Origin of the sequence: Micromonospora sp. NPDC048930, assembly GCF_043197935.1 — a bacterium.
Lineage (GTDB): Bacteria > Actinomycetota > Actinomycetes > Mycobacteriales > Micromonosporaceae > Micromonospora.
The window spans coordinates 153,909-167,592 of record NZ_JBICUB010000013.1; the positions used below are offsets into that span (position 1 = coordinate 153,909).

General features: G+C 72.3%; 13 protein-coding genes. 10 read left to right on the top strand and 3 right to left on the bottom strand.

Features of this window, described 5'->3' with window-relative positions:
• Positions 1–6: 6 nt before the first annotated feature.
• The 7 genes from ACGFI9_RS28660 (at position 7) to pheT (ending at position 6,922) form a co-directional block, all read left to right on the top strand.
• Positions 7–465 (top strand): PH domain-containing protein, encoded by a 459-nt coding sequence (locus ACGFI9_RS28660; RefSeq protein WP_393182830.1) that lies wholly within the window; start codon positions 7–9, stop codon positions 463–465.
• 449 nt (positions 466–914) lie between these two features.
• Positions 915–1,529: a translation initiation factor IF-3 gene (infC, locus tag ACGFI9_RS28665; protein WP_393182752.1), complete on the top strand. Its 615-nt coding sequence runs from the start codon at positions 915–917 to the stop codon at positions 1,527–1,529.
• Positions 1,530–1,548: 19 nt separating this feature from the next.
• Positions 1,549–1,743, top strand: coding sequence for a 50S ribosomal protein L35 (gene rpmI / locus ACGFI9_RS28670; protein WP_073835294.1), 195 nt, complete (start codon positions 1,549–1,551; stop codon positions 1,741–1,743).
• 32 nt (positions 1,744–1,775) lie between these two features.
• Positions 1,776–2,168, top strand: coding sequence for a 50S ribosomal protein L20 (gene rplT, locus ACGFI9_RS28675; protein WP_091263835.1), 393 nt, complete (start codon positions 1,776–1,778; stop codon positions 2,166–2,168).
• 32 nt (positions 2,169–2,200) lie between these two features.
• The gene (locus tag ACGFI9_RS28680) at positions 2,201–3,040 is read left to right on the top strand and encodes a TrmH family RNA methyltransferase (RefSeq protein WP_393182754.1); all 840 of its coding nucleotides are present in this window, start codon (positions 2,201–2,203) and stop codon (positions 3,038–3,040) included.
• Positions 3,041–3,258: 218 nt separating this feature from the next.
• A complete protein-coding gene (gene pheS / locus ACGFI9_RS28685) occupies positions 3,259–4,332 on the top strand; it encodes a phenylalanine--tRNA ligase subunit alpha (protein WP_393182756.1) in 1,074 nt (357 codons plus the stop codon).
• Between the two features lie 40 nt (positions 4,333–4,372).
• Positions 4,373–6,922, top strand: coding sequence for a phenylalanine--tRNA ligase subunit beta (gene pheT / locus ACGFI9_RS28690; RefSeq protein WP_393182757.1), 2,550 nt, complete (start codon positions 4,373–4,375; stop codon positions 6,920–6,922).
• 42 nt (positions 6,923–6,964) lie between these two features.
• Here the strand turns inward: pheT and ACGFI9_RS28695 are convergent, their stop codons facing one another.
• From ACGFI9_RS28695 to ACGFI9_RS28705, 3 genes are all read right to left on the bottom strand, one after another.
• Entirely contained in the window at positions 6,965–7,123 is a 159-nt protein-coding gene (locus tag ACGFI9_RS28695; RefSeq protein ID WP_393182759.1) for a hypothetical protein, read from the bottom strand.
• 120 nt (positions 7,124–7,243) lie between these two features.
• Positions 7,244–9,277 (bottom strand): glycogen debranching N-terminal domain-containing protein, encoded by a 2,034-nt coding sequence (locus ACGFI9_RS28700; RefSeq protein ID WP_393182760.1) that lies wholly within the window; start codon positions 9,275–9,277, stop codon positions 7,244–7,246.
• On the bottom strand, positions 9,274–9,651 hold the full coding sequence (locus ACGFI9_RS28705; RefSeq protein ID WP_393182762.1) for an SCP2 sterol-binding domain-containing protein: 378 nt from the start codon (positions 9,649–9,651) through the stop codon (positions 9,274–9,276). Before ACGFI9_RS28705 ends, ACGFI9_RS28700 begins: the two co-directional genes overlap by 4 nt.
• Before the next feature lie 189 nt (positions 9,652–9,840).
• On the opposite strand from ACGFI9_RS28705, the gene ACGFI9_RS28710 reads away from it, so the two are divergent.
• The 3 genes from ACGFI9_RS28710 to ACGFI9_RS28720 all read left to right on the top strand — a co-directional run bounded on the left by ACGFI9_RS28710 (position 9,841) and on the right by ACGFI9_RS28720 (position 13,612).
• Entirely contained in the window at positions 9,841–10,218 is a 378-nt protein-coding gene (locus tag ACGFI9_RS28710) for an SCP2 sterol-binding domain-containing protein (RefSeq protein ID WP_393182764.1), read from the top strand.
• On the top strand, positions 10,215–12,269 hold the full coding sequence (locus ACGFI9_RS28715) for a glycogen debranching N-terminal domain-containing protein (protein WP_393182766.1): 2,055 nt from the start codon (positions 10,215–10,217) through the stop codon (positions 12,267–12,269). The genes ACGFI9_RS28710 and ACGFI9_RS28715 overlap by 4 nt, the downstream gene beginning before the upstream one ends.
• A 146-nt stretch (positions 12,270–12,415) precedes the next feature.
• On the top strand, positions 12,416–13,612 hold the full coding sequence (locus tag ACGFI9_RS28720; protein WP_393182768.1) for a low temperature requirement protein A: 1,197 nt from the start codon (positions 12,416–12,418) through the stop codon (positions 13,610–13,612).
• Positions 13,613–13,684: the final 72 nt, after the last annotated feature.

Below are 13,684 nucleotides of genomic sequence, written 5' to 3' on the forward strand. Positions count from 1 at the left end.
GATTCCGTGGTGACCGTGCGACCGCGCCGCGTCCGGATTGTCTGCTGGGCGTCGGCCGCGGCTCTGCTGGTGGTGTTCAGCGCGGTGGCCACCTCGCTGACCGGGGCCACCGGCGACGGGTACGGCACCTTCCAGCGGGGCGACCAGCTCGCCATGGTCGGGCTGGGCGTCTTCGGCGCCCTCGGCATCCTGCTCTTCACCCGCCCCCGGGTGGTGGCCGACACCAGGGGCGTCCGGGTCCGCAACGTGATCGGCTCGTACGAGCTGCCCTGGGAGGTCGTCCGCGGGGTCCGGTTCGACCGGGGCGCCCCGTGGGCCAGCCTGGAGCTGCGCGACGACGACCTGCTGCCGATGGTCGCCCTTCAGGCGGCCGACAAGGAGCGCGCCGTCGAGGCCGTCCGCGCCCTGCGCCGCCTGCACCAGGCCCACCTGGCCACCCTCGCCGGCGACCCCGCCCCCCACTGACCGACCCCCTCACCACCGCCGTCGCCCGCGCTGCCCGGCGTCCGGCGAGGCCGCTGTTTCACGGAAATAGTGGCCATCGCGCGCCGGATGACCACTATTTCCGGGAATCAGGCCGCTTGTACGGCGGGCGGGGCGGTTTGGGGGTGGGTGGGGTGGGGGTGTAGTGTTGCTGAGTCGACCAGACTGCCCCCGTCCCTGATGTGCGGGTGGTCCTGAAGCGGAGCGCCTGCTCCCACCCGAGTCGCCCCTGTAGGTGGCCGGGTCCGGTCCCCGGTTCCGGGTACGTCCCGGTCCCGGATGCGCGATCATGTGATCGTGCCGACCGGTCGAGCGGGCCCTGGCATGCGCCAGGGCCTTCTGCTTTCCGGGTCGGCTCCCGCCCGGGAGCCCGCGGAGTCGGCACCGTAGGAGACTCGACTCGAGGAGGCCCCATCAGCGTCGAACCACGCGTGAACGAGCAGATCCGGGCACGTGAGGTCCGACTGGTCGGCCCTGAGGGTGAGCAGGTGGGCATCGTCCCGCTGGAGCGCGCCCTGCAGCTGGCCGCGGACGTCGACCTGGACCTGGTCGAGGTTGCGCCGATGGCGCGCCCGCCGGTGTGCAAGCTCATGGACTTCGGCAAGTTCAAGTACGAGAGCGCACTGAAGGCGCGCGAAGCGCGGCGTAACCAGCAGCAGACCGTCATCAAGGAGATGAAGCTCCGGCCGAAGATCGACCCGCACGACTACGAGACCAAGAAGGGTCACGTGGTGCGGTTCCTCAAGGCCGGCGACAAGGTCAAGGTGACGATCATGTTCCGCGGTCGCGAGCAGAGCCGCCCGGAGCTGGGTTACCGGCTCCTGCGTCGGCTCGAGTCCGAGATCTCGGAGCTGGGGTACGTCGAGGCCGCGCCGAAGCAGGACGGCCGCAACATGATCATGGTGCTCGCACCGCACCGCGCCACCAAGGCGGCCGCCACGGCTGCCCGCGGCAGCGCACTACCGCGGGGCGAGCGGGAATCCGGCGCCCCCGAGGCGGCGCCGCCGGCCGAGGCGGCCGGGCCCGCCGGGACCACCGGCGAGTAACAGGGGAGAAGACGTTCCAATGCCGAAGATGAAGAGCCACACGGGTATGGGCAAGCGGGTCAAGGTGACCGGCAAGGGCAAGATCGTTGCCCAGCAGGCCGGCCTCCGCCACAACCTGGAGAAGAAGGCCTCCACCCAGACCCGCCGGCTGACCGGCACCGTCGAGCTGGCCAAGGCCGACGTCAAGCGAATCAAGAAGCTGCTCGGCCGCTGACGCGCGCCACCTGAACCGAAGAAGGAGTTGAGATGGCACGCGTCAAGCGGGCTGTGAACGCCCAGAAGAAGCGTCGTACCCTGCTGGAGACCGCGAGCGGCTACCGCGGTCAGCGCTCCCGCCTCTACCGCAAGGCCAAGGAGCAGGTGCTGCACTCGATGCAGTACTCCTACCGGGACCGTCGCGACCGCAAGGGCGACTTCCGGCAGCTCTGGATCCAGCGGATCAACGCCGGCGCCCGGGCCAACGGCCTCACCTACAACCGGCTGATCCAGGGCCTGCGCCTGGCCGGCATCGAGGTCGACCGCAAGATCCTGGCCGACCTGGCCGTCAACGACGCCGCGGCGTTCGCCGCGATCGTCGAGCTGGCCCGGGCCGCCGTGGCGGCCGAGGGCACCGGTGGCGCCGCGGCCCAGGCCGCCTGATCCACCCGTACCGGCAGATCGAGGCGTCTCCCATGCAGTCACCAGCGCGCGGGAGGCGCCTCGACGCTGTCTCCGGCCCGTTCACCCCGCGTACCCCCAGGGTGGTGGCGGCCCGCCGGCTCCAGCGCCGCCGGGACCGCGAGAACGCCGGCCGCTTCCTGGCCGAGGGGCCGCAGGCCGTCCGGGAGGCCCTGGCCCGCGCGGGCACGGTGGTCGAGCTCTTCGGTACCCCGGCCGCCCTCGACCGGTACGCCGACCTCGCGGCCCGGGCCGCCGGGGCCGACGTGCCCGTCTCCGAGGTCACCGACGAGGCCCTGGCGGCGCTCACGGAGACCGTCGCCCCGCAGGGCCTGGTGGCCGTCTGCCGGCACCTCGACGTACCCCTGGAGCGGGCCCTCGCGCACGGGCCGCGGCTGGTCGCGGTGCTCGCCGAGATCCGCGACCCGGGCAACGCCGGCACCGTGTTGCGCACCGCCGACGCGGCCGGCGCGGGCGCGGTGATCTTCGCCGGCGAGGCGGTCGACCCGTACAACGGCAAGTGCGTGCGGGCCTCCGCGGGCAGCCTCTTCCACGTCGACGTGGTCCGCGCCGCCGACCCGCTCCACGCCGTCGACGCGCTGCGGGCCGCCGGGCTCACCGTCTTCGCCACCACCGGGTACGGCGACAGCGACCTGGACGACCTGGCCGACGCCGGCCGGCTCGCCACCCCCACCGCCTGGCTCTTCGGCTCGGAGGCGCACGGCCTGCCCGCGGAGTTGACCGAGGCGGCCGACGCCCGGGTCCGGGTGCCGCTGCACGGGCGCGCCGAGAGCCTCAACCTGGCTGCGGCGGCGGCCGTCTGCCTGTACGCTTCAGCCAGAGCACTGCGCTGACCGCCGGCCGGTCGCGCGGCACACACAGCAGGGGAGTCGTCCACGTGATGAACGCGCCACGGCGTTCGTTTAGCCAGCCCGCCGGTGTCGGCGGGCGGCGGGCCTGACCCTCCCCCCTGCGTAACTCCCACCGGCGGGCTGCGGCGAAGCCGCGCGTCCGTAGACTCGCCTAGCCGCCCGTGAGGGCCGGCGCCGCCGTGAGGGAGTGCCCGTTCACCATGAGCTACCGCAACGATCCGTACGACCCGAAGCAGGTCGCCCTGCTCGACCCGGACGCCCTGGCCGGCGCCGTCGCCGACGCCGAGAAGGCGTTCGCCGCCGCCGCCGACCCGGACGCGCTGACCGCGCTGCGCCCCGCGCACCTCGGGGACCGCGCCCCGGTCTCGCTGGCCCGCCGGGAGATCGGCGCGCTGCCGCCGGCCGCCAAGGCCGACGCCGGCAAGCGGGTCAACGAGGCCCGCCGCGCCATCGAGACCGCGTACGCCGCCCGGCAGGAGACCCTGGAGCGGGAGCGGGCCGAGCGGGTGCTGGTCGAGGAGCGGGTCGACGTGACCCTGCCGTACGACCGCCGGCCGCGCGGCGCCCGCCACCCGCTGAGCACCCTGATGGAGCAGATCAGCGACCTGTTCATCGGGATGGGCTACGAGATCGCCGAGGGCCCCGAGGTCGAGCTGGAGTGGGCCAACTTCGACGCGTTGAACATCCCCGCCGACCACCCGGCGCGCGGCCTGATGGACACCTTCCACATCGCCCCGCCGCCGGGCGCGGAGAGCTCCGGTCTGGTGCTGCGCACCCACACCTCGCCGGTGCAGGCGCGCACCATGCTGTCCCGCAAGCCGCCGATCTACGTGGTCGTGCCGGGCCGGGTCTACCGCACCGACGAGCTGGACGCCACCCACGCGCCGGTCTTCCATCAGGTCGAGGGGCTGGTGGTGGACAAGGGCATCACCATGGCGCACCTGCGCGGCACGCTGGACCACTTCGCCCGGGCCATGTTCGGCGAGGGCGCGAAGACCCGGTTCCGGCCGCACTACTTCCCGTTCACCGAGCCGTCGGCCGAGTTCGACGTCTGGTTCCCCGAGCACCGGAACGGTCCGCAGTGGGTCGAGTGGGGCGGCTGCGGCATGGTCAACCCGCGGGTGCTGCGCGCCTGCGGCATCGACCCGGAGGTCTACTCCGGATTCGCGTTCGGCATGGGCATCGACCGGACCGTGATGTTCCGGCACGGGGTCAGCGACATGCGGGACATGGCCGAGGGCGACGTGCGGTTCACCCGCGCGTTCGGGGTCTGACGGTGCGGGCACGAGTTACGGAGACGGTGGTTTAACAGTCATGCGAGTTTCTGTCAGTTGGCTGCGGGAGTACGTCGACCTCCCCGCCGACCTGCCCGCCAGCGACCTGGAGCAGGCGCTGGTCGATCTCGGCATCGAGGTCGAGTCCATCGTGGACCTGCGGGAGACCGTGACCGGTCCGCTGGTGGTGGGTGAGGTCCTGGAGATCGAGGAGCTGACCGGCTTCAAGAAGCCGATCCGGTTCTGCCGGGTGGACGTCGGGGCCGCCAACGGCACCGGGGAGCCGCAGGAGATCGTCTGCGGGGCGCGCAACTTCGCCCCCGGCGACAAGGTGGTGGTGATCCTCCCCGGCGGCGTGCTGCCCGGCAACTTCGCCATCGGCGCGCGCAAGACGTACGGGCGCACCTCCGCCGGCATGATCACCTCCGCCAAGGAGCTGGGTCTGGGCGACGACCACTCGGGCATCATCGTGCTGCCCGAGGACACCCCGGCCAAGCCCGGCGACGACGCCCGCCCGGTGGTCGGCCTCGACGACGTCGTGGTCGAGATGGAGATCACCCCGGACCGCGGGTACGCGCTCAGCGTGCGGGGCATCGCCCGCGAGCTGTCGCACGCCCTCGGCGTGCCGTTCCGCGACCCGGCCGCGATGCCGGCGCCCGGCGCGACCGCCGAGCCGGCGTACCCGGTGGAGGTGCGGGACACCGTCGGCTGCGACCGGTTCGCCGCGCGGATGGTCCGGGGCGTCGACCCGACCGCGGAAACCCCCGGCTGGATGGCCCGGCGACTCACCGTGGCCGGCATCCGCAGCATCTCGCTGCCGGTCGACATCACCAACTACCTGATGCTCGAACTCGGCCAGCCGATGCACGCCTTCGACGCCGACCGGATCAGCGGCCCGCTGGTGGTCCGCCGCGCCGAGCCGGGGGAGAAGCTGACCACCCTGGACGGGGTGGCCCGCACCCTGGTCGCCGAGGACATGGTGATCTGCGACGACACCGGGCCGATCTCGCTGGCGGCGGTGATGGGCGGCGAGACCAGCGAGGTGGTGGCCTCCACCACGAACGTGCTCTTCGAGGCGGCGCACTGGGACCCGGCGATGGTGGGCCGCACCGCCCGGCGGCACAAGCTGTTCAGCGAGGCGGCCAAGCGCTGGGAGCGGGGCGTCGACCCGGCCCTCCCGCTGGTCGCGCTGGAGAAGGCGGTACGGCTGCTCACCGAGCACGCCGGCGGCACGGTCGGCGACGAGATCCTCGACCTCGACCATGTCCGGCCGCGTACCCCGATCACCCTGCCGGCGGACCTGCCGTCGCGGCGGGTCGGGGTGGCGTACGCCCCGGAGCGGGTGGTCGAGCTGCTGGAGCAGGTCGGCTGCACGGTCACCCGGGGCACCGACCGGCTCGGCGAGGACCCGGGCGAGGTCGGGGTGGCCGCCCCCGGCGGCGGGTACGTGCTCAGCGTGACGCCGCCGACCTGGCGGCCCGACCTCACCGACCCGGCGGACCTGGTCGAGGAGGTGGTCCGCCTCGACGGGTACGACCGGGTGCCGTCGAAGCTGCCCACCGCGCCGGCCGGCCGGGGCCTCACCTGGCAGCAGGTGCGCCGGCGGGCGGTCGCCCGCTCGCTCGCCGAGCGCGGGTACGTCGAGGTCCTCGCCCACCCGTTCGTCTCCGCCGACCTCGCCGACCAGCTCGGCCTGCCCGCCGACGACCCGCGTCGGGCGGCGGTCCGGGTGGCCAACCCGCTGTCCGAGGAGGAGCCGCTGCTGCGGACCACGCTGCTCGGCCCGCTGCTGGGCATCCTCAAGCGCAACATCGGCCGGGGCCAGCGCGACGTGGCGATCTACGAGATCGGCACGGTGTTCCACCCGCGTCCGGGCGCCGGCGCCCCGCCGGCGATGGGAGTGGACCGGCGGCCCACCGACGAGGAGTTCGCCCGCGCCGACGCGGTGGTGCCGGACCAGCCGCGGCACGTCGCGGTGGCCCTCGCCGGCGAGATGGAGCCGACCGGCTGGTGGGGTGCGGGCCGGGCGGGCGGCTGGGCGGACGCCGTCGAGGCCGGCCGGATGGTGCTGGCCGCCGCCGGCATCCCGGCCGACCGGGTCACCGTCCGGGCCGCCGAGCGGGCGCCCTGGCACCCCGGCCGCTGCGCCGAGTTGCGGGTGGACGACACCACCGTCGGCTACGCGGGCGAGCTGCACCCGGTGGTGGTGGCGACGCTGGAGCTGCCCCGCCGGACCAGCGTGATGGAGCTGAACCTGGATGCCCTGCCCGCCGCGCCGCTGGTGGCCGGGCCGGCCATCTCCACCTTCCCGCCCGCGCTGATCGACGTGGCGCTGGTGCTGGACGAGTCGGTCCCGGCCGCCGAGGTGGAGCGAACCCTCGTCGAGGGGGCCGGCGAGCTGCTCGAGAGCGTCCGGCTCTTCGACGTGTACGCCTCGGAACAGCTCGGCGCGGGGCGCAGGTCGCTGGCGTACAAGCTCACCTTCCGGGCCCCGGACCGGACGCTGACCGTCGAGGAGGCGGTGGCCGCCCGGGACGCGGCGGTCGCGCTCGCGGCGGAGCGCTTCGGCGCCACCCTGCGCGGCGCCTGACCGGTCGGGAGGGTCTGGGCACCACCTGCCCAGGCCCTCCCGTCAGGCACCCGCGCCGCGCAGCCCGCGCCGGTCGACGCCGATGTCCGCCGACAGCTCGCGCTGCCTCGTCTCGCGGGACAGCAGCACCGCGATGATCGTGATGATCGCCGAGCCGGCGAGGTAGATCGAGATCGGTGTGGCCGACCCGTAGCGGGCCAACAGGGCGACCGCGATGAGCGGAGCCAGGCTGCCCGCGATGACGGACGGGCTGTCCTGGACCGCCGCAGCATTCTCGGCGGCGCCCTTCCTGAACCTCCGGCCACTGCGCGCTGCCCGGCGTCAGCCGAGGCGTCCGCGCCCGAAGGCGTCGGCACGGCCCCACCGCCCGGGGACGCGCAGCAGTTCGATCCGGCCGATCTGGCTCGGCACCGCGGGCCTGACCACCAGGTGCTCGCCGCGTGGCTCCATGCCGAGCATGGTCCGCAGCAGCAGCAGGGGAGCCCCGGTCGACCAGGCCTGCGGGCTGCACGCGGTCGGGTACTGCACGGGATACCGGGTCAGCTCCCGGTCGTATCCCCCGAAGGCCTCCGGCAGCCGGCCGTCGAAGCACTCGGACGCGTCGATGATTCCCGCGGCGATGCGGGCGGCCTCCTCGGTGAAGCCGTAGCGGCGCAGCCCCCAGGCGATGAACGAGTTGTCGAAGGGCCAGACGGTGCCGACGTGGTACCCGATCGGGTTGTACCGTCCCTGCCCGGTGGCGAGGGTCCGGACGCCCCAGCCGGAGAAGAGCCGCGGGCCGAGCAGGTGTTCGGCGACCTTCTTCGCGCGGGACTCCGGCACGATGCCGCTCCAGAGCAGGTGGCCGGTGTTGGAGGAGAGCGCGTCGACCTGGTTTCCGTCGCGGTCGAGGGCGAGCGCGTAGTACTCGCCGTCGGCGACCCAGAAGTCCCGGTTGAACCGATCCTTCAGCTCGGCGGCCTCCCGCTCCAGCCGGTCGGCGTACGCGGGGTCGCCCCAGAACTCCCGCGCCAGGCGCGCCCCGCGCCGCTTGGCGTCGTACGCGTAGCCCTGCAGCTCACAGGTGGCCCGGGGCGCGGCGGGCAGCCGGCCGTCCCGGTAGCAGATGGCATCGGGGGAGTCCTTCCAGCACTGGTTCTCCAGCCCGACGTGCTCGTTGCGGCGCCGGTACCAGATGTAGCCGTTGCCCATGATGTCGGCGTACTCGTCGATCCAGTGCAGGGCGCGGCGCGCGGCGCGCTCGTAGGACCGCACCGCCCCGGCGTCGCCGGTCCAGCGTTCGTACTCGTCGAGCAGGATCACGAACAGGGGCGTGGCGTCCGCCGTGCCGTAGTACGGCGAGTGCGGCTGCTCCCGGAAGCCGGTCGACTCCCCGTACCGCAGCTCGTGCATGATCTTGCCCGGTTCCTCCTCCCGGAAGTCGTCGAGGACGACGCCCTGCGTGAGCGCCAGCAGTTGCAGCGTCGTCGCGGCGAGTCCTGGTGCGAAGGGCAGCGCCTGCAGGCTGGTGAGGATGCTGTCCCGGCCGAAGATGGCCATGAACCACGGCAGACCGGCCGCCGGCAGGGTCCGACCGCCGCCGGTCAGCGGCGCGAACCGCAGCGCGGCGAGGTCGACCAGGCTACGCCGGTACGTCCTGGTCAGGGTCGCGGAGTCACAGGCGAGCCGGGGCGCGTCGGCGAGCCACCGATCCAGATCACCCTGCATCTCGTGCCGGATCCGGCCGGGCCGGCCCTGGAGGCTCTCCCGCAGATCACGCCCGTCCACGCCCAGGGTCTGCACGTGCAGGTCGGTCAGCCAGTGGCCATGCGGCTCGATCCGGACGTCGTACGTCAGTCCACCCTCGTCGACCCGGGCGGGGACGGTGGTGGAGACGGTGGTCTCCCGGCGGAACGACTCCCGCTGGTAACCGATACGGAGGCGCCCGTCCTCGACCAGGGTGTAGTGCGCGCCCTTCTTGCGCCGCACGTCCTTGACCTCGAACAGGTCGGCGAAGTCACTGCCGACCTCGATCCGGACCTGCACGTTCACCGGTTCCGCCTCGTGGTTGATCACCGTCAGCCGTTCGTGGAAGCTGCCGGCGATCGCGCGTTCCCGGATGACCGAGATGCCGGTGTCGACGAAGGGCGTCGGAGTGCCCGGGACGAGGAAGAACCGGGTTTCGTAGTACTGAATGTCATCGATGGTGAGGGGGTTGAGCCGGTTGCCGTCGATGCTCAGGATCCATTTCGACAGGAACCGGGTGTCGAACGAGAACAGCCCGGTGGGCTTGGCCGGCGACGCGTCGATGTCGCCGCTGGCCTCGCTGAGCACGAACGTGTTGCCGTCCAGCTGCCGGACGAGGTTGGCGGTCATGCCGATCGACTCCCCTCGCCGGCGAATGCCCGCGGGTGGTGCGCGTCGGGCGGTCCCGGCAGGACCCGCAGGAAGACGTAGCCCAGGACCACGTCGCCCTCGACCCGCAGCGCGTTTCGGGCCCACGCCGCATACACGTACTGCTCTCCGCTGGCGAAGCGGTCGAAGAGCGTGCGGCTGGTGCGCCACACGCAGCCGGCCTCGCGCTCCTCCCGCGAGACGTGCAGGTCGCCCTGGTCGATCAGCACGAACCACCGGTCGATTCCGTGCTCGTGCTCGAGGTCGAAGCGGATCGTCCCGGTCACCCCTTCCAGCAGGGGTTCGTGGCCGCGACGACCAAGTCCGGCGAAGAACTCGGCCGTGGGATCGGACATCGGTCTCCCCTCAAACCGCTGACCGACTCACCATGACCCCGGGCACGGCGTGCCCGCATCACCCTGACCGGGTGAAGTTCGCCCCGCCCACGTGCTCCGCCGGCAGGACCACCCGATCCGGGTGATGCCACCGGACCAGGTACCGGGTGACGCTGCCTGTGGGCCCGTCAATTCGCCGGAGGTGGTGGTGTGTCCGCTACGACCGAGAAGTTCTTCGCCGAACTCGACCGCCGCGGCGGGGAGCGCCTGCTGCGGAAGACCAGCGGCACGATCCGCTTCGACCTCGAGCACGAGGGCCGGACCGACCACTGGCTGGTCACCGTCGTCAACGGTGAGGTCCGGGTCTCGCGGGAGGACCGCGAGGCCGACACCGTCGTCCGTACGGACCTCGAGTTCTTCGAGCGGATGGCGCGCGGTGAGGCGAAGCCGCTGTCCGCGTGGTTGCGGAACGACATCACGAGCGAGGGGAAGTTCCGGTTCCTCGTGCTGCTGGAGCGGTTCTTTCCGGCGTCCCCGGGGGCACGCCACCCGCGGACCCTGTCCCGCGTCGACCGGGGGCCGGCATGACGGCGGAACCGGTCCGCATCCTCGACGGCAACATCTTCGTCCTGAGCGACCACCGCGGGGACATCGAAACCGACCCGGGGACGCCGCGCGGGTACTTCTCCTTCGACACCCGCTTCCTGTCGCTGTGGCGGTTGACGGTCAACGGCGAACGGTTGAACCCGCTGGCCATCGACCACCCGCACTACTTCAGCGTCCGCTTCTTCCTGGTCCCGGGTGAGCCGACCCAGTACGTGGACGCCAAGGTGTCGGTGATCCGGGAACGGACGGTGGCGGGCAGCTTCGAGGAGCGGCTGACCATCCTCAACCACCGCGAGGAGGCCAGCGACTTCACCGTCCGCCTGGACGCGGGCAGCGACTTCTCCCCGCGCGGCACGGTCCGGGAGCAACGAGCGCCGATCGGCCGGATCTACCGACGGGTCGAGGACGGGCGCCTGCGCCTCGGCTACCAGCGGGAGAAGTTCCAGCGCGAGACGGTCATCTCCAGCACCGAGCCGGCCGAGATCGACGAGGAGGGATTCACCTACCACGTCCGGGTCGGGCCGCACGGATCGTGGAGCACGATGCTGCACGTCCGTGGTCTGGTGCTGCGTCCGGACGGGGAGGACGTCCGGGAGCGCCTGGACCGCCGTCGCCAACGGACCGGGCCGCAGCTCGAACGCGACCTCGAGCGGTGGCTCGCGGAGGCGCCGAAGCTGACCTGCGACTGGGACACGATGACCACGGCGTACCAATGCAGTCTGACCGACCTCGCCGCGTTGCGGTTCTCGCCACTGACGCTCCCCGACCAGGCGATGCCCTCCGGTGGCCTGCCGTGGGCCGCCGGCCTCCTCGGCCGGGACAGCATCCTCACCAGCCTGCAGTCGCTGCCCTTCACCCCGAGCCTGGCCGCCGCGACGGTGCGCATGCTCGGGATCGACCAGGGCGCGGCGCTGGATGACTTCCGCGACGAGGAACCCGGGAAGATCCTGCGCGAGTTCCGCTACGGCGAGCGGACCGCGTTCGAGGAGCGGCCGCAGTCCCCGTACTACGGCGCGGCCGACCTCACCCCGCTCTACGTGATCCTGCTCGACGAGTACGAGCGCTGGACCGGGGACGTCGCCCTGGTCCGGGAGTTCGAGGAGGAGGCCCGAGCGGCGCTGCACTGGATCGACGAGTACGGCGACATCATGGGCAACGGGTACGTCTGGTACCAGCGCCGCAACGAGACGAGCGGAGTGGTGAACCAGTGCTGGAAGGAGGCGGAGAACTCCATCTCCTACCGGGACGGGCGGCTGCCCGGGCTGCCTCGGGCCACCTGTGAGCTGCAGGGCTACGCGTACGACGCGAAGATCCGCGGGGCGCGCCTGGCGCGGGAGTTCTGGAATGATCCCGCGTACGCCGACCGGCTGGAACGGGAGGCGGCCGAGCTCAAGGAGCGGTTCAACCGGGACTTCTGGATCGCCGACGGCGAGTACTACGCGCTCGCCCTCGATCGCGACGGAAACCAGGTGGACGCGCTCGCCTCCAACATGGGCCAGCTGCTCGGGAGCGGCATCGTGCCGGAGTCCCGCGCGAAGCGGATCGTCGAGCACCTGCTCGGCCCGCGGCTCTTCTCCGGTTGGGGGGTGCGCACGCTGGCCATGGGGGAGGGGCGGTACAACCCACTGGGGTACCACGTCGGCACCGTCTGGCCCTGCGACAACTCCTTCATCGCCTGGGGCCTGCGCCGCTACGGCTTCGCCGAGGAGGCCGGGCGGATCGCCGAGAGCATCATCGAGGCGGCCCGGTACTTCGACGGCCGGCTGCCGGAGGCCTTCGGCGGCTACGACCGGGAGCTGACCCGCCATCCCGTCCCGTACCCCACGGCGAACAGCCCGGCCGCCGGGTCCACCGGGGCGCCGCTGCTGCTGCTCCGGGTCCTGCTCGGCCTGGAGCCGTACGGGGACGACCTGGTCGTGGCGCCGGCGCTGTCCAGGCGGTTCGGCCGGCTCGAACTGTTCGACATCCCAGGCCGATGGGGCCGGATCGACGCCGTCGCGCCCGCACCGCAGGAGGTACACGACGGCCGTTGATCCGGTCCGGGCCCACCGGACAGGGCCGGCTCCGCCCGCCACGGCCCTGACCACCCGTCGGCGCCGGTCGAATCTCCCGACCGGACGCCCCCTGCCCGCTGCCGTGGGATACTGGATCGAACGGGGCGAAATTAGGGCAAAGCCACATGGTTAGGCAGGATGAGGCGGCTGAGCTGCCGGGGAGCCGTCAGCCCCCGCAGCGGGCCGGTTTCGTCGAACTGCTCTTCGACGTGGTGCTCGTCTTCGCCCTCACCCGGCTCTCCGACCGCCTGGTCGAGCACCTGGACTGGCGCGGGTTCTACTCGTCGCTGGTGCTGACCCTGGCCCTGTGGTGGCTCTGGTACCGGATGGCCTGGACGGCCAACCGGTACGACCCCACGCGCCCGATGGTCCAGGTCATGGTCATCGTGACCATGCTCGGCGCCCTGTTGATGGCCGCCGCGTTGCCGGCGGCCTTCGAGGCGTACGGGGCCGTCTTCGCGGGGGTCTACGTCGCCGTCCAGATGCTCCGGCACGTCTGGCTCGTCCTGTTCGGCGGGGACGGTTACGCGCGCGGGGTCAGCATCCGGATCCTATTCTGGTTCGGCATCTCGGCGGTGCCGTGGATCGCCGGGATCTTCGCGGCCGACGGCCCCCGACTGGTGTTGTGGAGCGTGGCGGTCCTGATCGACTACGCCGCTGGAGTGCTCGACTTCCCGACGCCCTGGCTGGGGCGCGCGGGACTCCGGGGTCACGCGATCGCCGAGGAGCACCTGACGGAGCGCTACCGGCAGGTGCTCATCATCGCCTTCGGCGAGACCATCCTGACCTCCGGCATCCAGATCAGCCCGTACGGTTTCGAGCGCGTCCGAACGGCCGCGTTGCTGGTGGCGTTCGTGATCACCGTGCTGCTCTGGCAGATCTACTACTACCGGGCGGGCGAGTTGCTCCCCGCCGCCATCGCGGCGTCCCGGGCGCCGGCCTTCGTCGGTGAACTCGCGTCGTACGCGCACCTGGTCATGGTGATCGGCGTCGCGGTCAGCGCCGTGGGCGACCGGCTGATCATCACGCAACCCCTCGGCGAGGCGCAGCTGTCGCGGATCGTGGTGATTCTCGGCGGCCCGGCGCTGTTCCTGGTCGGCCGCGCGATGCTCGACTACGCCACGTTCAGCCGGGTCTCCTGGTCGCGGCCGATCGGCGTGCTGGCGCTCGTCGTCCTGGCCCCGCTGAGCATCGCGCTCCCGCCGCTGCTGGTCGCCGTGGCCGCCGCCGCGGTGCTGGCCGGCGTCGCCACGTCGAACGTGCTCTCCTGGCGGATGTACCCGAGGCGGATGTCCCCGCCGCCCGAGGTGCCACGCCGGTGAGGGGCGGGCATGCGCCCCGCGGGCGGCAGGGCTCCAAGTTCATGCAGTGGGCTGCATGAACTTGCACTCGGC